17 protein-coding genes and 1 tRNA gene are annotated in these 19,845 nt (G+C 38.6%); 10 read left to right on the top strand and 8 right to left on the bottom strand.

Annotated elements, in window-relative coordinates; translation table 11 throughout:
* Positions 1–143 precede the first annotated feature (143 nt).
* Positions 144–1,550, top strand: coding sequence for a dihydrolipoyl dehydrogenase (gene lpdA, locus R2Q94_RS20080; RefSeq protein WP_316823275.1), 1,407 nt, complete (start codon positions 144–146; stop codon positions 1,548–1,550).
* A gap of 197 nt (positions 1,551–1,747) precedes the next feature.
* On the opposite strand, the gene R2Q94_RS20075 is transcribed toward lpdA, so the two are convergent.
* From R2Q94_RS20075 to R2Q94_RS20055, 5 genes are all read right to left on the bottom strand, one after another.
* Positions 1,748–4,939, bottom strand: a complete 3,192-nt coding sequence (locus tag R2Q94_RS20075; RefSeq protein WP_316823274.1) for an efflux RND transporter permease subunit — start codon at positions 4,937–4,939, stop codon at positions 1,748–1,750.
* Between the two features lie 87 nt (positions 4,940–5,026).
* Positions 5,027–6,091, bottom strand: a complete 1,065-nt coding sequence (locus R2Q94_RS20070) for an efflux RND transporter periplasmic adaptor subunit (protein WP_316823273.1) — start codon at positions 6,089–6,091, stop codon at positions 5,027–5,029.
* Complete coding sequence (locus tag R2Q94_RS20065) at positions 6,088–7,422, bottom strand: TolC family protein (protein ID WP_316823272.1); 1,335 nt, start codon at positions 7,420–7,422, stop codon at positions 6,088–6,090. The genes R2Q94_RS20070 and R2Q94_RS20065 overlap by 4 nt, the downstream gene beginning before the upstream one ends.
* Before the next feature lie 106 nt (positions 7,423–7,528).
* Positions 7,529–8,134, bottom strand: coding sequence for a TetR/AcrR family transcriptional regulator (locus R2Q94_RS20060; RefSeq protein ID WP_316823271.1), 606 nt, complete (start codon positions 8,132–8,134; stop codon positions 7,529–7,531).
* 112 nt (positions 8,135–8,246) lie between these two features.
* The gene (locus tag R2Q94_RS20055) at positions 8,247–8,858 is read right to left on the bottom strand and encodes a TetR/AcrR family transcriptional regulator (RefSeq protein ID WP_316823270.1); all 612 of its coding nucleotides are present in this window, start codon (positions 8,856–8,858) and stop codon (positions 8,247–8,249) included.
* 153 nt (positions 8,859–9,011) lie between these two features.
* Here R2Q94_RS20055 and murB point away from each other — a divergent pair, with 153 nt between their 5' ends.
* The 4 genes from murB (at position 9,012) to R2Q94_RS20035 (ending at position 11,754) form a co-directional block, all read left to right on the top strand.
* Positions 9,012–10,028, top strand: coding sequence for a UDP-N-acetylmuramate dehydrogenase (gene murB, locus R2Q94_RS20050; protein ID WP_316823269.1), 1,017 nt, complete (start codon positions 9,012–9,014; stop codon positions 10,026–10,028).
* Between the two features lie 169 nt (positions 10,029–10,197).
* Positions 10,198–10,728 (top strand): RNA polymerase sigma factor, encoded by a 531-nt coding sequence (locus R2Q94_RS20045; RefSeq protein ID WP_316823268.1) that lies wholly within the window; start codon positions 10,198–10,200, stop codon positions 10,726–10,728.
* Between the two features lie 118 nt (positions 10,729–10,846).
* Positions 10,847–11,518, top strand: coding sequence for a lycopene cyclase domain-containing protein (locus R2Q94_RS20040; RefSeq protein WP_316823267.1), 672 nt, complete (start codon positions 10,847–10,849; stop codon positions 11,516–11,518).
* Positions 11,518–11,754 (top strand): cytochrome b5 domain-containing protein, encoded by a 237-nt coding sequence (locus R2Q94_RS20035; RefSeq protein ID WP_316823266.1) that lies wholly within the window; start codon positions 11,518–11,520, stop codon positions 11,752–11,754. The genes R2Q94_RS20040 and R2Q94_RS20035 overlap by 1 nt, the downstream gene beginning before the upstream one ends.
* A 127-nt stretch (positions 11,755–11,881) precedes the next feature.
* Here R2Q94_RS20035 and R2Q94_RS20030 read toward each other — a convergent pair whose 3' ends face one another.
* Positions 11,882–12,802: a PfkB family carbohydrate kinase gene (locus R2Q94_RS20030; RefSeq protein ID WP_316823265.1), complete on the bottom strand. Its 921-nt coding sequence runs from the start codon at positions 12,800–12,802 to the stop codon at positions 11,882–11,884.
* Positions 12,803–12,947: 145 nt separating this feature from the next.
* Here R2Q94_RS20030 and R2Q94_RS20025 point away from each other — a divergent pair.
* Positions 12,948–13,024, top strand: a tRNA-Asn gene (locus tag R2Q94_RS20025).
* Between the two features lie 55 nt (positions 13,025–13,079).
* On the opposite strand, the gene R2Q94_RS20020 is transcribed toward R2Q94_RS20025, so the two are convergent.
* Positions 13,080–15,473, bottom strand: coding sequence for a TonB-dependent receptor (locus tag R2Q94_RS20020; protein WP_316823264.1), 2,394 nt, complete (start codon positions 15,471–15,473; stop codon positions 13,080–13,082).
* 349 nt (positions 15,474–15,822) lie between these two features.
* Between R2Q94_RS20020 and R2Q94_RS20015 the strand changes: the two genes are divergently transcribed.
* A complete protein-coding gene (locus tag R2Q94_RS20015; protein ID WP_316823263.1) occupies positions 15,823–16,710 on the top strand; it encodes a DUF3078 domain-containing protein in 888 nt (295 codons plus the stop codon).
* Position 16,711: 1 nt separating this feature from the next.
* Entirely contained in the window at positions 16,712–17,041 is a 330-nt protein-coding gene (locus R2Q94_RS20010; RefSeq protein ID WP_316823262.1) for a multidrug efflux SMR transporter, read from the top strand.
* A 49-nt stretch (positions 17,042–17,090) separates the two neighbouring features.
* Here the strand turns inward: R2Q94_RS20010 and R2Q94_RS20005 are convergent, their stop codons facing one another.
* The gene (locus R2Q94_RS20005; protein WP_316823261.1) at positions 17,091–18,008 is read right to left on the bottom strand and encodes a LysR family transcriptional regulator; all 918 of its coding nucleotides are present in this window, start codon (positions 18,006–18,008) and stop codon (positions 17,091–17,093) included.
* Between the two features lie 195 nt (positions 18,009–18,203).
* On the opposite strand from R2Q94_RS20005, the gene R2Q94_RS20000 reads away from it, so the two are divergent.
* A complete protein-coding gene (locus tag R2Q94_RS20000) occupies positions 18,204–18,824 on the top strand; it encodes an NAD(P)H-dependent oxidoreductase (protein ID WP_316823260.1) in 621 nt (206 codons plus the stop codon).
* A 130-nt stretch (positions 18,825–18,954) separates the two neighbouring features.
* Positions 18,955–19,845 (top strand): pirin family protein, encoded by an 891-nt coding sequence (locus R2Q94_RS19995; RefSeq protein ID WP_316823259.1) that lies wholly within the window; start codon positions 18,955–18,957, stop codon positions 19,843–19,845.

Here is a 19,845-nt window from a genome sequence, read left to right as displayed (position 1 = left end):
GTATTGTTTTTATGGAAGCTTAAATATACAGAAATCAGGGCTTCATTTTGGAGAATGTAACATTAAAGATGAGGAAAGAATTGCTTTTAGAGGGATAATTAGGATAGGATTATTAACTTTGTTGCACAAAAAAAATCCTTAATATGCAATACGATGTAGTTGTTATTGGCTCGGGCCCGGGCGGTTATGTTGGCGCAATCAGATGTGCTCAACTTGGCTTAAAAACGGCAGTGATAGAAAAATATAAAACTTTTGGTGGAACCTGCTTAAACGTGGGATGTATTCCTTCGAAAGCATTGTTAGACTCTTCAGAGCATTATCACAATGCTGCACATACCTTCCAGACTCATGGAATTAACCTGAAAGATTTGAAAGTGGACATGCCACAAATGATCGCACGTAAGGATGATGTAGTTGCTCAGAATACTGCCGGAATTCAATACCTCTTCAAAAAAAATAAAATTGACTCTTTCCAGGGATTGGGTTCTTTCGTAGACAAGAACACGATTAAAATCACTAAAGAAGACGGAAGTACAGAAACCATTACGGCTAAAAATGTGATCATTGCTTCAGGTTCTAAACCAACAGCACTTCCATTTTTACCAATCGATAAAAAGAGAATCATTACTTCAACAGAAGCATTAAACATCAAGGAAGTACCAAAAGAAATGGTCGTAATTGGTGGTGGTGTGATCGGTTTAGAGTTGGGTTCTGTTTATGCACGTTTAGGTACTAAAGTATCTGTAGTTGAATTCATGCCCTCTATCATTGGTACAATGGATGCGGGCTTAGGAAAAGAATTGCAACGTGTGTTGAAGAAATCTTTAGGCATGGAATTCTTTATGGGTCATAAAGTAACAGGTGCAACGGCTAAAGGCAAACGTGTAACGGTAACTGCTGAAAATTCAAAAGGCGCTGCTGTGAGTATTGAAGCTGATTATTGTATCGTTGCAGTGGGTCGTACGGCTTATACAGAAGGATTAGGATTAGAAAATATTGGCATCAAAACAGAAGATCGTGGCAACAAGATCCCTGTGAATGAGCATTTGGAGACTTCGGTTCCTGGTGTTTATGCAATTGGTGACGTAATTAAAGGTGCAATGCTTGCCCATAAAGCAGAAGATGAAGGGATTTATGTTGCGGAAACTTTAGCCGGACAAAAACCACACATCAACTACAACCTGATTCCAGGTGTTGTATATACCTGGCCGGAAGTTGCTTCAGTAGGTTATACTGAAGAGCAATTGAAAGAAAAAGGTACAGCTTACAAAGCAGGTTCATTCCCTTTCAAAGCAAGTGGACGTGCAAAAGCGAGTATGGATACGGATGGTTTTGTAAAAGTATTGGCAGATGCAGCTACGGATGAGATTTTAGGGGTACACATGATTGGCCCACGCGCAGCAGATATGATCGCTGAGGCAGTGGTAGCTATGGAATTCCGTGCTTCAGCTGAGGATATCGCGAGAATTTGCCATGCACACCCAACATTCACAGAAGCATTAAAAGAAGCAGCTATGGCTGCAACTGAAAACAGAGCAATCCACATCTAGGATATTGCTTTGATATTATAAAGAAACCTCACAGTAATGTGGGGTTTCTTTGTTCATAAGGGTAATGATTCCGATTGATGGGCTGAAAGATTTGATTCTTTGCTCATTTTAAAAATGGATGTCTTACGATGATGAACATAAAAAAAGAGGAATTTGCTAAATGCAAATTCCTCTTTTTTTATAATGATCCGGGCGGTTTAGTGTTTACCGTCCAGGTCGTATTCTTTCACATCTTTATGATCATATGGTTCTGCGATTAGCTCATCCATCGATTTACCTGGTTTGTTGAAACCAAACCTGGTTAAGATGTTATCAAAAATCTGATACATTACCGGCACTACGATCAGCGTCAGGAATAGGGAACTGGTTAATCCACCTACGATTACCCATGCCAGACCATTTTTCCATTCCGCACCTGCACCACTGGCCAATGCGATAGGAAGCATACCAATTACCATGGCGATGGTGGTCATCAGGATCGGACGTAAACGTGCATGGTTGGCTAGAATAAGTGCCTCATGTGTAGTTTTACCTTCCGCTTTCATCTGATTGGTAAAATCGACCAGGATGATCGCATTTTTGGCTACCAGACCAATCAGCATGATTAAGCCTAAGATGGTGAAGATACCTAGTGAATTGTTGGTTAATGCGAGTGCAAGTAAGGCCCCGATTACCGATAGCGGAATGGAGAACATCACCACAAAAGGATAAACGAAACTGTCGTACAAGGCAACCATGATCAGGTATACTAAAATGATGGAAGCCATCATGGCGATACCCAAAGTACCAAAACCTTCACTTTGGTTTTCCTGGTCACCACCCCATACATAGCTTACACCTACTGGTTTTTTAAGTTTGCCATTTGCTTCAAGTTCTTCTAGTTTTACCCTGAATTCCTCTACGATCGTACCGGTAGGTCTACCAATAGACTGTGCTTTTACAGAAACAGAAGTACTCTTATCTCTACGTTCCAGCTGACTTGGACCTGAACCTTCTTTAATATCGGCGAATTGAATCAGTTTTACTTTTTCACCTTTATCGTTTATAAAAGTCAGGTTTCTTACATCGTCTATATTACGGCGGTCGAAACTCTGGAACTGGATATTGATGTCGTATTCGTACTCACCTTTACGGTATTTACCATCTGTATTACCACTGAATGCAGTTTGCATTGTCATACCAACAGTTTGTAAGGTTAATCCCAGAGCAGCCATTTTATCACGGTCTACCTGAACATTAATCTCCGGACTACCTTTTTCTACTGATAATTTTACCTCTGCAGAACCTGGGATGCCTCTTAAAACTTCCATTGCGCCTTCTGCATATCTCATGGCACTATCCAGATCAGAACCCATTACGACAAGGTCAATTGGGGCGTTTTCTGCGATACCTAAAATACTGATCGGTACGGTTTTTACTTTTGCACCAACCAAAGTTTTTGCCAGTTCACGACTCACTTTTGTGGCATAGATATCTGATGCATCTGTACGATCTTTACGTTCAACTAATTTTACGTTGATCTCAGATTTGTAAGCTGTTGCCTGTGAAGAGCCCATATCACCACTGGATTGTCCAACGGTGGTAATCATTTGTGTGATCTCTGGTTTTTTCGCCAGGTATGCCTCTGCTCTTTGTGTGAATTGGTTTGTTTTTTCTAATGATGCATCTTTAGGAAGTTCGATCTGTACGAGGAACTCTCCTTTATCACTTTTAGGGAAGAATTCTGAACCAATGAAACCACCAATTGTTAATCCACATGAACTTAACAAGAGCATGAAAACACCGATAGTAGTAATGGCTTTATGACGTAAGGTCCACTCCAAAATACCAGTTACCCATACTGTGAATTTATGTAATTGTTTTTCGAACCATAAAATGAAACGACCGAAAGCATTTTTGCCTTCAATTTTTTCCAGTTTACCAAAACGTGATGATAATAATGGAACGATGGTGAATGAAGTTACCAATGATAGTAAGGTGGCAATAATTACCACCACACAGAACTGGCGTAGGATATTGGAAACTAATCCTGAACTGATCGCAATCGGAAAGAACACCACCACAATTACCAGGGTAATGGAAACTACCGTAAATCCAATTTCTGCAGTTGCATCATAGGCGGCACGAACACGGTTTTTACCCATCTCCATGTGTCTGTAAATGTTTTCCAATACCACAATCGCATCATCTACCAGGATACCTACCACCAGGGAAAGTCCTAAAAGGGACATGAGGTTTAAAGTATAGCCAAATAAGCTCATTCCTATAAAAGTAGCAATTAATGAGGCCGGGATGGATACCATTACAATTGCCGCATTACGTAAACTGTGCAGGAAGAACAGCATCACAAAAGCTACAAGGATAATCGCCATGATTAGATCGTGGATTACTGCATCAGCTGATTCGAGTGTAAAGATCGAACTGTCGTTTGCAATGATGATCTTTAAGTCAACAGCTTTATAGTCTTTTTCAAGGCTAGCTACAATTTTGTGCATGCCTTTACTTACCTCTACGGCATTTGCATCTGACTGTTTGATGATCTGGATCGCAATGGCTCCTTTTCTGTCAATACGGGCGATTTTTTCTACTTCTTTTTGTGAATCCTGAACGTCAGCCACATCACTTAATCTGATCTGTGCACCAGTTTTGCTGGTGGCAACCACCAGATTTCTCAATTCATCAACTGACTTGAATTTACCAGAAAGACGGATCAATACGTCCTGATTCTCTGTTTTCACACTTCCGGTAGGAAAGTCAAGGTTGGAAGTCAGGATCGCTTGTTGAATTTGAGGGATGGAAAGGTTGTAACCTTCAATCTTATCTGCATTTAATCCAACAACAATTTCGCGTTCAGAACCACCTACGAGGTTGACTTGTGCCACACCTGTCACCCTGGAAAGGATCGGGGCGATACGTTTATCGATCAGGTCGTAAAAAGCTGCATCGTCCATCTTTGCAGATGCAGACATGGTGATTACCGGTAAGTCATCCAGAGAGAATTTATTCAGGGATGGTTGTTTCACATCTGTTGGTAAATCCGCAAGGATAGAGTTTACTTTACGTTGTGCTTCGTTTAATGATAAATCCACATTGGCTTTATCGTTTAAGGTGATGGTCACTACGGATAAACTCTCATAAGATACTGCATTCAGCTTCTTAATGTTCTCCATGGAGGAGACGGCATCTTCAATTTTCTTGGTCACGGTATTTTCTACCTCATTAGGTGAAGCACCTGGGTATACCGTAGAAATAGAGACTACGTTATTAGAGAACTTTGGTAATAATTCATAGCTCAGACTAAAGTAGCTCAATAGCCCCATCAGCGTTAGCGCGGTAAAAACCACGATTACGAGCGATGGGCGCTTTATAGAAATTTCTGTTATTTTCATCAGAATATAATTGTTGTTCAATGGTTATGAAGCTTACATCGGGATGCAGGTTTCATCAGAATAGTTTTGTTATATATTCATGTCCGGTTATTTTACAGGAACAACCGGCGTTCCATCAACTAAGTTGATTTGTCCGCTGGTAATTACTGTTTCACCTTCTTTCAGGCCTTCCAGTACTTCAACGTTTTCTCCAAGGATTCTACCTGCTACCACTTTACGCAATACGGCTTTATTTCCTTCACCTAATACAAAGATCTGGTTGCTACTTACACTACCGAAGAATGCACCACGAGGGATGATAATTGTAGGGGCAAGGTGTGGGAATTTAAATACTGCCGTACCATACATACCAGCTTTTAGTGTGTTTTTCTTGTTGTTTTCTACCAATAGTTCAACCGGGAAATTTAACGAAGCGTCTGCTTTTGGTGCGATAAAAGTGATTTTTCCTTCAAAATTATCTGTAGGAAAAACATTTGCCTTAATTGGTACCTGGTCACCAATTTTTAAGTTGGCAACTTGTGATTCATCTACATTTACTTTTAATTTCAATTTAGATACATCCACCAATTCAAACAATTGTGTACCCTGAGCATTTGCATAGGCACCCACTTCCACATATTTTTTGTTCACAATACCATTGATAGGAGACCTCATATCGGCATCACTTACTCTCTTTTGTGCGCTTTGTAATCTTAATTTGGCATTTTTAACGGCCAGTTTTGCCTGATCTAATTGTTGTTGTGTTACTCCACCAGTTTGGAAGGAGCTCGCATATCTTGCCTCATCTCTGATTGCATTTTGCAAATTTGCTTCTGCAGTTTCTTTATCTGTATTTAATATTTCTGCATCAATACGTGCCAAAGGCTGACCTTTAGTTACTCTATCGCCTTCTTTCACATAAATTTTAGTAACGCGACCTGCAATTTCCGCCATATAATTCAATTCCTGAATCGGGGCGAAAACTCCGTTTACACTAAAATCAAGGTTAATGGGTTCTTTTTTTGCTATTTCAGTACGAACAGAAATTGCACCGCTACCTTGCGCAACAATTGCCGTTTTCTCCGCATTTTTCTTCTTGTTGTTTTTCAACACCAGGGCAATCCCGGCTATGGCAAGTATGATTACTAAGGCTGTAATAATTCCTTTTTTCATTGTAGTAGTGATTTTATATTTCCGTTTGATTTGATTAATTGAATTTCGGCGATTTTATAGTTTAATAGGGCCTGGGTATAACTGTTTTGTGCTTCTGTGAGAGCGTTTTCAGTATCTAATAAGTCTGTTAATGCAGCAAGACCATTGTTGTAATTGTTTTGAGTGCTGTTGTAAATCTCCTGAGCAAGCAATACGTTTGCGCGTTGAGAATTGATGGTGTTCACACTGTTCTTCAATTGGATTTTTGCATTCTCATATGCAAGATTTAATGCATTACGTGTTTCTCTTCTGTCTTCCGTTGCTTTTTTCAGGTCAACATCTGCCTGACGAACTCTGGAACGTGTCGCGAAACCATTGAAAATAGGTACTTTTAAAGTTACACCAACTGCTGAAGCACCATACCAGAAAGCTTCACCATTTTTCTTGAATAAATCAAATTTATCACTTTGTCCGGTGTAGGAATAGTTTGCTGCTAAAGCCAGGGTAGGGTAGTATTCTGCTACATAAGCCTTACGTTGTAAAGTCAGCAGGTCTTTTTGAATGTTTAGCAATTTCATTTCTGTTCTGTTCTCCACGTTGACAGAATCAGCGAAGCTAGGAAGGACAGGATTGTGGTCTAATTCCGATTTTGGGAGGTTAATGACAGTTTCTACCGGCATACCCATGGAGAATTTTAGCTGATTTTCTAATTGAACGATGGCATTTAAGGTTTGCTCACGTCTGTTTTCCAGGTTGGTCAGGTTTACCTTGATTCTATCTACATCAATTTTTCTGGCCAGACCGTTTTTGTATTGGTTACCAATGATGTTTTCGACCACCTTTACGTTTTTGATGTTGGTATCAATTACATTTAGTTGCTGTCTGTTCACCAATACCTGGTAATAGTTGTTGGCAACCTGTTCTATGATCTGTTCATCTGTTAATTCAGCGCTTGCATTGTAATAATTTTCACTGGTTCTGGCTGCTTTTAAGCCAGTAAAAACCTGTTGGTTGAAGAGTTGCTGATTTAATTGAACACCAGCGCTTGAATTCCATGCTCTACCCATTTTAAAAGCTAAATCAGGTCCAACTACTAGTTGTCCAATGATTGGATTGTAAGTTAGGCCAGCATTTCCAGTTACTGTTGGGAGTGCCTGTGCTCTAACTTCCTCAGTCTTATAACGACCTCCTTCGATGTCCAATTTCGCTTTACGCGTATTTGCGCTGTTTTGGATGGCGTAGTTTAAGGCGTCTTTAAGAACCAGCGTTTGCTGTGCGCTTGCTACATTAGATAATACTAATCCCAGCAGTAGTAGGGGAATCAGTCTTACCTGTTTAATTATAGTATTCATGTTTATTATAATTTGTGGTCTATTATTATTTAAATCCTTCTGTTATTTTGTGGGTATTGCACATTTAATTTTAGCATTTGGTTCTATCGTTTTAACCTCAGCCCAGTTACTTTAATCCTTTGATAAATATTTTTGATAGCTGGTGTTGTTTCTCCAATATGCTTTTCATTTCTTTTTTACTTGGGAATAATTCTTTATTTCCATGAAGTAGACATAAAGAAGTGATTCCTGCCTGACTGTCCAGATAAAGTTCCGCTATTTTATGAGGGTCTACCGGGGAGATTTCAGCATTATCTATGGCGCGTTGTAAGATCTGCGCGTGGAAATCTTCGTTCTTTGCTTTCATTTCGAGGAAGGATGTTCTTAAGCTATCGGAATTAAGTGAAGCATCCGGACTTCCACCAGAGAGGTGCAGCATGTAGTATTTCTGAAAAAAACGATGTCTGGTCTCCACAAAGGCTGCTAAGCACTCTTCAGCAGTATTTTTGGAGATCTTGTCTTTTTCAAGGGCCTCGAAATAGTCGTTGAATATTTTAAGAATAACACCGAGAACGAGGCTGCTTTTGTCGGGGAAATAATAGTATAAAGAGGGTTTGGATACGGATAAATCGTCCGCTATTTCGTTCATTGTAGTTTTGTTGATCCCATAATGAATGAATCGCTTTATCGCACCCTCGATGATCAGTTCCCTTTTTTTATCTGTCTCTACCATTCTACTTTTTTACTTTCTGACTTTTTTATTTGTACAGTCAAAAATACTACCATAATTCTCTAACTCAGACTTTGTTCTGAAAATCTGATTAAACTGACGTGGTTATGACAAATTATTCTGGTTTGGCTTTTAAGCCGGCTAAAAAGACATCGGCAAACATTTTTTCTTTTTGAAAAATGAGTTTGAATTGTTCTTTTCCGGGAAACATGTTCTTATCCTTGGAGAGGATATTGAAGTGAATGCCTGATAAGCAGTCGATAAAAATCTCCGTAGCGAGTTTGGTATCTGAGATAAAAAACTCCTTACTTGCTACACCGCGGCTAAACAACGATCCAATGATGATGAATTCGAAGGTTCTTGCTTTGTGGAATTTTTCTGCCAGATTTTCTGGGAGTTCATTTCCTATGATTTGGCTGGATTCTAATATGTTGTAGTATTTTTGGATAAAGGCCTGTCGCTTTTGTAATAATTTAAGGACACCTTCGCTTGCTGTTTTTGTTTTGTCGATAGACTTGACCAGATCTCTGCTGATGATTTGCATGAGGTGCTCAATTGCACTTACATAAAGACTGAGTTTGTCAGGAAAATAGTAATAGAGTAATGCTTTTGAGAAAGAGATGTCTTTTGCGATTTCGGTCATGGTCGTTTTTGCTAAACCATAATGGGCAAAACGCTTTAAGGCCGCCTCAATAATTAAGATTCTCTTTTTATCCTGATTTTCCATTTAAATTTTTTGTTCTCCTTTCTGCAATAAATACTGTTATTTATACAATAGAGACGAAAAATAGTCATTTTTTTTAAATATCTATTTAATCATGTTGATTCCCCCCGCGAACAATTACATTTGTAGCCTATAGCAAATCAGTTCATTTAAACTATGACCATCTTCCAACAAAACACTTCATTGAAGCCTTATAATACATTTGGCATCCCTGTTAATGCCCGTTATTTTGCCGAGGTTTCCAGTACTTCAGATTTGCAGGAATTATTGGCATCAGACCTGATCAAAACCCAGCCTCTATTGATTTTAGGAGGAGGGAGCAATTTGTTGTTTACTAAAGATTTTGAAGGATTGGTGGTAAAAGTCAGCATTCCAGGTGTTTCCGAAACGACGGATGGTGATGAGGTATTGGTAACAGCAGGGGCAGGAGTGGTATGGAACGATTTTGTTAACTATTGTGTGCAACATGGTTATGCAGGCGTAGAGAACCTGAGCTTGATTCCCGGTACGGTGGGTGCCTCACCAATACAAAATATTGGGGCTTACGGAGTAGAATTGAAAGATGTATTTGAATCTTGTGTAGCATTGGAGCTAAATACGGGTATTTCCAGAAGCTTTAGTCATGCGGATTGTAAGTTTGGCTATCGCGATAGTATTTTTAAAAATGAGCTGAAAGGACAATACCTGATTACTGAGGTGCGTTTTCGATTAAATCGTATTGCGAAAATTAACACGCAATACGGAGCGATTCAGGAAGAGCTGGCTAAACGTGGCATAACCAAACCCAATATCGCCGATGTATCTGCTGTGGTGGCACACATTCGGGTGAGTAAATTACCAGATCCCTCTACTATAGGGAATGCAGGAAGTTTCTTTAAAAACCCTGTAATTGCAGCTTCTGATTTTGAGGGAATTCATAAATCTTTTCCTGAAGTTGTTCATTATCAGGTTTCTCCTGGTAAGGTGAAGTTGGCGGCAGGTTGGCTGATAGAGCAATGTGGTTTCAAAGGAATGGTGGTTGGTCAGACTGGGACCTGGAAAAATCAAGCTTTAGTACTTGTAAACCATGGACAGGCTACTGGACAGGAAGTGTACAGTTTTTCAGAAAATATTATAAATACTGTGGAGGCCAAGTTTGGTGTAAGATTAGAAAGAGAAGTAAATATTTTGTGACACAGGGCTCTTTGTCATAGCCAACGCCGAAAAACAATTTCTTAATATTGGGGTTGATTTTTTGGTACTAATGTTGTATAGCATTTGGTGTGTAAGATTAAACAAACTAGCGAGCGCCACTCATAAATCTTTGTTTGTTTGCCTTTTTAACCTTAAAACTTAAAACATTATGACAAAAACTGAATTCAACCTCCAACTAAACGATCATTCTGTTTCGTTGCAGTCATTCGCTTTAAATTTTACAAAAGATATTGAAGATGCAAATGACTTAGTCCAGGACACAATGTTGAAGGCTGTAACTTACTACAGCAAATTTAAAGAAGGGACAAATTTAAAAGGCTGGTTGTTTACCATCATGAAAAATACCTTCATTAATAATTATAGACGTTTGGTGAAAACGAATGCATTAATCACCAAGTCTGACGATATTTCTTCTGCTAATTTGCACTATAGTGCTTCTAAAAATACGAGCGATAGTAAGTTTATTATAGGTGATATTAATAAAGCCTTAGCTACCCTTCAACCAGAGTATTATGTGCCATTTATCAAATATTTTGAAGGATATAAGTATCATGAAATTGCTGAAATTCTAGATATTCCAATTGGTACAGTAAAAACAAGAATCCATGTAGCCCGTCAGATACTTAAAAAATATTTGAAGACTTATTCTAAAGAAATTTTAGGTGCTGAAATTATTTAGTCCTTCTTTTCAGCTTTTAAAATGCCTTGACTCCATGTTAAGGCATTTTTTTTTGCTCAAAAAAGAAAATTGGTAAATGGGGTCAAAATCATATTTTTGAGCTTAACTAATCAAATAAATGAACTTTACATATCTGTTGTTGGCATTGGGCATGCTGTTGATTCCTGTTCTGCTGCTCTTTGTTAAAAAAACAAACTTTAATCAAACCATAAAATTTGCCATTCCAGCAGTGCTCATAACCGGGGTGGTATGTGCTGTTTTTGCCACCTTATTGGTGATTTTTGGTGCATGGGTGTTCAATCCGGCGTATTTATCAGGCCAGGCTCTTTGGCTTATTCCTATAGAAGAACCTATATTTTATATGACAAGCTGTTTAGCTGGAATAGCAATTTATGAGTCTTTAAATGCGTTTTTTAAAAATAATGCGCTAGATAAGTTCAGCCTTTCTTTTAGCAACCTGATGTTGGGCATTTGCATTGCAATGCTCTTTTTTGCGCATATGAAATGGTATAGTACGCTTTCTTTTGGAGCCTTATTCGTCTTAATATTTTTTATTGAGTACCTGAATAAGTTGCGCTTTAGCTATCGTTTTTATCGCGCTTTCCTGGTTTCTTTACTGCTGTTTTACATTGCTTATGGGCTCATTTCAGTGCTGCCGGTGATCGTTTATAAGGACACTCTTGATTTGAAAATTGGGGCGATTCCTTTTGAAAGTCACTTTTATTTTATGGTAATGTTCCTGTTGAGCGTATATCTCTTCGAGAGGTTTAAAAGTAGAGCTATAGCATAATGGAGTTGCAGGATTATACGAAACAACAACTGGCTTTGCGTAATGGACAGGATAAACCTCAGATTTGGGTTGCTTTTCAGGGACTGATTTATGATGTGACGGAAAGTCGTTTATGGCGCAATGGAAAGCATTATGAACATTGGGCAGGACAAGATCTGACGGATGAATTGTCTGATGCCCCACATACTGCGGGTGTTTTTGAAAAGTTTAGGGCAGTTGGGAAATTAAAATCGTAAATATTCAAATCCTTGTATGTCTGATCGGATAAAAAAAATGGAGTGTTAATACAACACTCCATTTTTTTTGAACCATTTTCCAGACCTCTATTCAGAGGTATCAGGTTTTAGGATATACAACTTTGTTTTAAGCTTCAATCGTAAAAGAACTTAATTTTACAAATTCCTGAATACGTGCAGCAACTTCCTCCTCTGTTAGGTTAAGGATCTTTTCAGTTCCGAATTTCTCTACGCAGAATGAAGCCAAGGCAGAACCAAAGATGATGGCATTCTTCATATTATTGAAGTTTATGCTTCCTACTTTTGCCAAATAGCCAATGAAGCCACCAGCGAATGTATCTCCAGCTCCTGTTGGATCAAATACTTCTGCTAATGGTAATGCTGGTGCAGAGAATATTTTATCTTCATGGAAAAGTAAAGCACCATGTTCTCCTTTTTTAATGATCAGGTATTTAGGACCCATTTTAAGAATTTTCTCCGCAGCTTTTACTAAGGAATATTCTCCTGAAAGTTGACGGGCTTCTTCATCATTAATGGTCAGAACATCTACTAATTTGATGGTTTCTAACAGATCGTCCATCATAATGTCCATCCAGAAATTCATCGTATCCAAAACGATTAGTTTTGGTCTGTTTTTTAGTCTTTCAATTACGGTACGTTGAATCACTGGAGTAAGGTTACCCAGCATCAGGTATTCACAGTCCTGATAATTTTCAGGAATGATCGGGTCGAAATCCGCCAATACATTTAATTCAGTGACTAAAGTGTCTCTGCTGTTCATATCATTGTGGTACTTTCCTGACCAGAAGAAAGATTTTTCTCCTTCTTTGATTTGCAATCCTTCGGTATCAATTCCGTGTTCAGTAAATGTATCAATGTCTTCTTTATGGAAGTCATCACCTACAACTGCAACGATTTTTACCTTATCATAAAAGTAAGATGCAGCTAAACTTGCGTAAGTAGCGGCTCCTCCGACTATCTTATCTGTTTTTCCGAAGGGAGTTTCTATAGCATCAAATGCTACAGTCCCTATGATTATCAGGCTCATAGATATTTTTTTAAAATTATTTTAAAATATTTCGCTACAAATATTGCATAAATAAATTAAAACCCCTAATATTGCATTCCCAAAACGAACGAAACTTAATGTTGTTTAAGACTTCAAAAAGCCGTTTATCTTGGTTAACCAGTACTCCCGAGTAGCTCAGCTGGTTAGAGCATCTGACTGTTAATCAGAGGGTCACTGGTTCGAGCCCAGTCTCGGGAGCCAAATTGCAAAGCCTTTCAGTGAAAACTGAGAGGCTTTTTTGGTTTCAAATAAAAGCCTAAAATTCTATTCTATAGTTTATAGTTGGAATAATACCCGTCCATTTTTGTGCTTCGATTACCCTTTTGCTAAAGTTGTAATGCATTCCGACCGTATTTTCTCTGTTTAAAAGGTTCTGAATATCGAGGATGATCAAATGACTTACTTTTTTGCTGTTAATACGATAGCTGGAAGAAAAATCAACCCTAATGTAAGGCTCAGCGGTCAGGGTGTTGATTTTATTCTGATCAATCACTTCTTCATCCAGCCGGAAGGACTCCTCAACAAGGATTGGAGAATATTTTCTTCCGCCGGCATAGATCAGTTTTGCATTTAATCCAAATAGGTTGTTTTTCTTCTTTCCGGTAGTCCACTCTTTTCCTGCTAATAGATTTCCAACATAGCGTGTATTAAAAGTGGTATTAAACTCTTTCCCACTTAATGCCTTAAATTTAGAATCAAATAAAGAAGAGCTGGCAATAAAATAATAGCCCTTGCTTAATGATTTTTCTATAGAAAACTCAATTCCATAGTTTTTACCTGTTCCTTTATTGACCAGTTGACGATAGTCAGTTGAGCTTATTGCAGAGTTGTCGGATACATTAAGTAATGAGAAGTTAATACTGGGGTCTGCGGATACCGGAACATCATATAAGTGCTGATAATATACTTCTGTTTTAAACTTGAAATTGGCTCCAAATAATTTTTCATAACCCAATACTGCCTGGGCAGATTTTGTTGGGGACAAAGGTTTTGTGTGTTTCCCTGGTTTTGAAGTGCTTTCATCATTCGCGAAATAGTAGGAGAGAGGTTCCAGTCGACTGTATAGGCCGGTTCCTAAAGATAAAGTTTGATCGGGAGTCAACTGCCAGTTCAAGCCCAGGCGGGGTTCAACACTCCAGCTTTTACTGAGGACAAAATAGTTGGTATGCAGACCTGTGTTTAAGGTCAAGGTACTGGTCAATTCTGATTTTAGTTGAATAAATGCATCATAGGTGCTTGTATTGCCCTTTTGATTGATCAGTTCCTTCAAACCCTGCTGTTCTTTGTCGTAATTTATGGCAAACAGGTTATATTTTAATAAACTGGCGTTTACACCAGTTCTAATGGTATTACTATGGTTCAATTTATAATTTAAACTTCCCGCATACCTCAGGGCGATATTGGTGTACTTATCTTTATGCTCTAGTGCGGGCAGATAGCTGGTGTTCAGTGTGTCTGTGGTGTTGGAACTCTGGCTAGCCGATATAGAAATGATATTGTTAAAGTAAAGTTTGTTATTGGCAATATAGACATGTTTTAATCCTGTGCTGCCAGCATTAAAGCTCATACGCATATCATAACCATCCATTCTTTCTTCCCATTTTGTATGGTCTCTTTCGGCTATCTGATCGACTTTACCTAGTCCCCCGATTCCAAACAAACTAAAGGTTCCTGTTTTTTTTGTCGGGAATACAAAATTAAAGGACAAATCTTGGTATTTTGGCGTTCCGGCGTCAGAAACCTCTACACCTGCCTTTTCCAATAGGCTTAAGGAAGAATACCGATAACTGATCAGATAGGAGGCAGCACCGCCTTTTTTAAAGGGACCTTCGAGTGTGGCTCCTGCACCTAACACCCCGATGTTAAAAGCATATTCTCGTTTATCTGTATTTCCTTTTCTAAACTTCAAGTCAAAAACACCAGAAATTGCATTGCCATATTCAGCGGCCAAACCGCCTGTGTAAAAATCTGATGTACTCAATACGGTAGTATTGAGCATGCTGATTCCACCACCTGCAGCACCCTCAGCCCCAAAATGGTTCGGATTTACAATTTCTATTCCCTCCAGTCTCCATTGCAGGCTTTTAGGAGAATTCCCTCTCACAATAATTTCGTTATCATCACCTCCGGCAACTACGCCAGGGAAACTTTGGGCCATTCTGGCGGGGTCAAAAAATGCACCTGCGTAACGGTTGGTCTCTTCTGGTGAAAAAGATCTTCCACTGGTCATGGCCATTTGGTTCAAAGGTTTTTTTCCAGAATTGGAATTTACAACTACTTCATTTAAATTGTTGGTTTGTGGCTCCATTTCCATACTCAATATGTTTTCTTTACCGCTGGTAACGAGAATTTCCGAAAGTACCAGTGGTTTATAGCCTGTCATGCTAGCTTGCAATGTCTGACGGCCTAATGGCACACCGGTTAAGCGAAATGTCCCATTTTGATCAGTGATCGATGTTTTAATCGCTGCATTTGCAATAAGTTTGATGGTTACGCCGGCTAAAGGTAGTCGGCTGCCTTTATCTAATACAGTACCTTTAATGGATTCGCTGAGTACCCGATTATTTAAATTTGTTGAATCTTTATGCTGAGCCTGAGCATGCATTTCCTGTAACAGTAATGCCAGGATAAGAATTGAGAGAATTTTCATATTTCTGAGAATTGGTTTTTCATAAGGACAACCAGATTCGGTTTTACCCCTATGCCGATCATCATTTCAAGTTGCTTGATGTCAGTACGATGTGAATTTCCTCTAAAAAGCAATGTTTGATTTATCAATGGCCGTTTTCTGCTGCTGCTAATCCATGGTTTCAGAAATGGTAGAAGCATGATGCAAAGCCTCAGCATGGAGGAAAACCTCTAAAGATCAGTTGTGCTAATGAGAGCTTTATTGAGATTGTTATTTCCCAAATGAACATGCAGAGACAATTGGGTTTCAGGCATATTATTTGTATTTTGTTGGGTAGCTGTCTAATTTTCAATATATTAAAACTACTGCTATGAAAAGATTATTACTACTATTCTTTATTTCAGGTTTCAGTCTGTATGGCTATAGTCAGGAGCCAGCAGCTATTGATACTGCCAAACGCTGGACGATACATGGGGAAAATACCTTTTTAATTAGCCAGAGTTCCTTTTCAAACTGGGCAGGTGGAGGTGTAAATGCCTTTGCCGGGAATTTGTTGTTTAATTACGACTTCAACTATAAAAAGGAAAAGTGGAGCTGGGATAATAAAGTAATTCTTGGCTATGGATTGAGCAAGCAGCAAGATATTGGCGTTCGTAAAAATGATGACAAGATTATTTTGAATAGTTTAGTTGGTTATCAAGCCGCCAAGTACTGGATGTATACTTTTTATGCTAATTTTCAAACCCAGTTTGCAAATGGGTATACCTATCCTGCATCTGGAAGAACCTTGATTTCTGCTGCTTTTGCACCTGCGTATTTAACTTTCGGACCAGGGTTTGCCTATAAGCGATCTGATAACTTTCGGGTGAATATCTCTCCGGCGGCGGCCAGAATTGTGATGGTGACTAATAAAGAGCTTTCTGATGCGGGTGCTTATGGTGTAGATCCAGGTAAGAAAAGTGATTTCCAATTCGGTGCTTCGCTGGATGCTTATTACAAGATAAATCTGATGGAGAACATCGCTTTTGAGAACATTCTGAAATTATATTCCAATTATCTGGATAATCCACAAAATGTATACACTGATTATACGGCTAATTTATTCATGAAAGTCAATAAGTTCATCTCTGTAAACGCAGGAGCTCAATTCATTTATGATGATAAGACTAAAATTGCCCGGAATGATGGATCTGGAACATCTCGTTCAGTCTTGCAAATAAAACAGATCTTTGGGGCTGGTTTAACTTATAAATTCTAATATGAAGTTTCTTTTTTTGTTCATTGCGATTATTGCAGAAGTTATTGCTACTAGTGCATTGAAAGCCTCAGAGCAGTTTTCAAAGCCTATTCCTTCTATTATTGTAGTAGTGGGTTATTTGGTGGCATTTTACTTTCTTAGTTTAACCTTAAAAACCATTCCTGTGGGCATTGCTTACGCACTTTGGTCGGGGGTAGGAATTGTTTTGGTTTCTACAGTAGGTTATTTTCTATATCAACAGACACTGGATCTGCCTGCATTACTAGGCATCGGACTGATCATCATCGGGGTGATTGTCATTAATGTATTTTCAAAAACCGTTTCGCATTAATGCTCTGAACTTGAAATGGACTGATCTATAAAAAGGATCAGTCCATCTTTTATTTCCCGTTTATTGCTTCTCCTGCCATTTCTTTGATAAAGATCTCTTCTATAATTTTGATTTCTTCTGCATAAATGGTCTTTTTTCGGGTTGAAAAATAGAGTGTATTTTCAATAACATCGTTTCCTTCCCAGATCACTTTCATTTGACCACTTTCTATTTCTTTTCTGCATAAAAAGTCAGGGATGATGGCTACACCATTTTGTCCGCTGATACAACGCACTATAGAGCTCAGGTTTGGCACAATGTAATTGGGCTTAAAATCTGGACGCTTATTGAAGTTAAGGTGCCAGAAGCGCCTTAAATGCTCCATGTCGGCAGTAGTGCCATACCAGGTTTGTTGCTTAAGCCAGGAATGTACCTCGTTCATGTCGCCTTTTAACAGGAGTTCCTCAAATTGACTGGTTTCGGTTTGATTACCACCAACCAATACGATTTTCTCCTTTGAGAATGGCAGGTAATTGATATTATTAGAATCGCCCTTTTGTGGGGTGATGATTAAGTCGAGGATACCATTGTCGAGGTCACTCAGCATTTCCGGATAATCTCCAAATTTGATGATGACATTAAACGGAAGAGCTGGCAGGTAGGATTCCAGGGTAAACTGAAAAGTTTCAAAACACATCCCGATGCTGATAGTTGGAGTATCTTTTTCGGTGCTTTTATGAAAATGATGTTCCGCCCTTTCTAATTTTGTAATGGCATCCAGGATATAGTTATACAGTACTTTACCTCTTTCCGTAGAGACCATTTTTCTGGAAGTTCTATCAAACAGTTTATAGCCAACATAGGCCTCCAAAGAGTTCAGATGTAAACTTACACCCGGTTGAGAAATATACAAGACTTCAGCAGCGCCAGTTAGTGTGCCGGTTTCATAAATCGCTTTAAATGTTCTAAACCACTCTAAATTTACCATCAGCTGTTCTATTATAATTATGATACAAAGATATGATTTATGTGATTTTAATTATGCTAAAAAGCTACTTAATTTTGTGTCATACAAATAAATGGAATGTAGATGGTTCAGATTATAAGGTGATTAAGTGTTAAAGTATATTCCTGAATCAAAAAGTACTGAGGGTTCTGATTAACAAAAAAATAAAGATAAAAAATGAAAATATTTGTAATAAATGGTGGACAGGTTTTTGGTCATTCAGGAGGTCGTTTTAATGCAACGGTTACTAAGGAAACGATAGGCTATTTCCAAGGCCTGCCTGGTTTTGAAGTTAAAACAACAGATGTGAACAAAGATTATGATCCAATGGAGGAAGTAGAGAAGTACAATTGGGCGGATGTAGTGATTTATCATACACCAATCTGGTGGTTTCAGGTACCACATGGGTTAAAAAAATATATTGATGTCGTTTTTACTGCCGGACATAACAGAGGGATTTATAAAAGTGATGGTCGTTCAGCAGAAAATCCAAAGATTAACTATGGTACCGGTGGATTGTTAACAGGTAAAAAATACATGTTAACGACCTCATGGAATGCGCCCAAAGAAGCTTTTACTCTACCAGGAGAATTTTTCAATGAAAAATCTGTGGATGATGGCGTATTGTTCGGATTCCATCGTATGAATGCTTTTACGGGTATGAAACCAATACCGGGTATTCACTTTCATGATGTAGAGAAGAATGCCGATATAGCAACTGACCTTAAAAGATATCAATCGCATTTGGCAGCGCATTTTATCCCGCAGCAGGAAACCTTAGAATTGCAGGAAAATTAATGACTTGATCATAAGAAAAGGGCCCTATTCCGCGATGGAATGGGGCTTTTCTTAGTTATAGGTTAAAATATAATTATTTCTTTAATTGGCCCCCTTTTAATGGTAACTTAGAATAAAAGATTAATTCCGTATGTCGAATATTAAACTGATTATTGAAGAAAGAGCAAGTAATATTGGCAATTTTATGGTTGGCAGATTATTGCCCTTCCGTGAAAAACGCATGGTTGGCCCATTTGCTTTTATCGACCACATGGGCCCGGTTTGTTTAAGTGATCATGAGAATCTTGATGTTGCTCCGCATCCCCATATTGGTCTTTCTACGCTTACTTATCTTTTTGAAGGTAGTATTATGCATAAAGATAGTCTGGGAAATGAGGTCGAGATCCAACCGGGACAAGTTAACTGGATGACGGCCGGAAAGGGCATTGTGCATTCTGAACGTACGCCCGCTTATTTGCGTGATTCTGATAAAATGTTACATGGATTACAAATCTGGGTGGCTTTGCCTAAAGAATTGGAGCTGATGGAACCCGAGTTTTTTCATGTTGAGGCAACTGATATTCCTGCCTGGGAAATTGATGGGGTTTCCTTTAAGCTGATTGCAGGAACTGCCTTTGGAAAAGAATCACCTGTACCTGTTTATAGCCCTCTTTATTTTCTGGAAATAAAAACAAAGGAGCGTAAAACGGTTAAAATCGGTGAAGATTTATTTGGTGAAAGTGGTTTGTATATTTTAGAAGGTGCTATTGAAAGCGAAGGATATACCTATGAGCCTAAGCAACTTTTGGTGGCCAATGATAGCAAGTTATGTGAATTTGTGATGCAGGAAGATACCACCGTGTACATTTTTGGGGGAGCTGCTTTTCCAGAAGAGCGATTCATTTACTGGAACTTTGTAGCTACTTCAAAAGATATTATAGAAGAAGCAAAAAACAAGTGGCTGGAACAGTCCTTTGAAAAGGTGCCAGGAGAGACCGACTTTGTACCCTTGCCAGTACAAGGGAGAAGCATTAAAAATTAA

This window comes from Pedobacter gandavensis, assembly GCF_032678465.1.
Classification (GTDB): Bacteria; Bacteroidota; Bacteroidia; order Sphingobacteriales; family Sphingobacteriaceae; genus Pedobacter; species Pedobacter gandavensis_B.
This window is presented reverse-complemented; position numbering and strand designations above follow the sequence as displayed.

Excerpts from the sequence above, each read along its gene's own strand:
- R2Q94_RS20055 (WP_316823270.1), bottom strand. The coding sequence starts at position 8,858 with ATGGAAAATCAGGATAAAAAGAGAATCTTAATTATTGAGGCGGCCTTA.
- R2Q94_RS20065 (WP_316823272.1), bottom strand. The coding sequence starts at position 7,422 with ATGAATACTATAATTAAACAGGTAAGACTGATTCCCCTACTACTGCTG.
- murB (WP_316823269.1), top strand. The coding sequence starts at position 9,012 with ATGACCATCTTCCAACAAAACACTTCATTGAAGCCTTATAATACATTT.
- R2Q94_RS19995 (WP_316823259.1), top strand. The coding sequence starts at position 18,955 with ATGTCGAATATTAAACTGATTATTGAAGAAAGAGCAAGTAATATTGGC.
- R2Q94_RS20035 (WP_316823266.1), top strand. The coding sequence starts at position 11,518 with ATGGAGTTGCAGGATTATACGAAACAACAACTGGCTTTGCGTAATGGA.
- R2Q94_RS20040 (WP_316823267.1), top strand. The coding sequence starts at position 10,847 with ATGAACTTTACATATCTGTTGTTGGCATTGGGCATGCTGTTGATTCCT.
- R2Q94_RS20000 (WP_316823260.1), top strand. The coding sequence starts at position 18,204 with ATGAAAATATTTGTAATAAATGGTGGACAGGTTTTTGGTCATTCAGGA.
- R2Q94_RS20015 (WP_316823263.1), top strand. The coding sequence starts at position 15,823 with ATGAAAAGATTATTACTACTATTCTTTATTTCAGGTTTCAGTCTGTAT.
- R2Q94_RS20005 (WP_316823261.1), bottom strand. The coding sequence starts at position 18,008 with ATGGTAAATTTAGAGTGGTTTAGAACATTTAAAGCGATTTATGAAACC.
- R2Q94_RS20070 (WP_316823273.1), bottom strand. The coding sequence starts at position 6,091 with ATGAAAAAAGGAATTATTACAGCCTTAGTAATCATACTTGCCATAGCC.
- R2Q94_RS20060 (WP_316823271.1), bottom strand. The coding sequence starts at position 8,134 with ATGGTAGAGACAGATAAAAAAAGGGAACTGATCATCGAGGGTGCGATA.
- R2Q94_RS20030 (WP_316823265.1), bottom strand. The coding sequence starts at position 12,802 with ATGAGCCTGATAATCATAGGGACTGTAGCATTTGATGCTATAGAAACT.
- lpdA (WP_316823275.1), top strand. The coding sequence starts at position 144 with ATGCAATACGATGTAGTTGTTATTGGCTCGGGCCCGGGCGGTTATGTT.
- R2Q94_RS20045 (WP_316823268.1), top strand. The coding sequence starts at position 10,198 with ATGACAAAAACTGAATTCAACCTCCAACTAAACGATCATTCTGTTTCG.
- R2Q94_RS20020 (WP_316823264.1), bottom strand. The coding sequence starts at position 15,473 with ATGAAAATTCTCTCAATTCTTATCCTGGCATTACTGTTACAGGAAATG.
- R2Q94_RS20010 (WP_316823262.1), top strand. The coding sequence starts at position 16,712 with ATGAAGTTTCTTTTTTTGTTCATTGCGATTATTGCAGAAGTTATTGCT.
- R2Q94_RS20075 (WP_316823274.1), bottom strand. The coding sequence starts at position 4,939 with ATGAAAATAACAGAAATTTCTATAAAGCGCCCATCGCTCGTAATCGTG.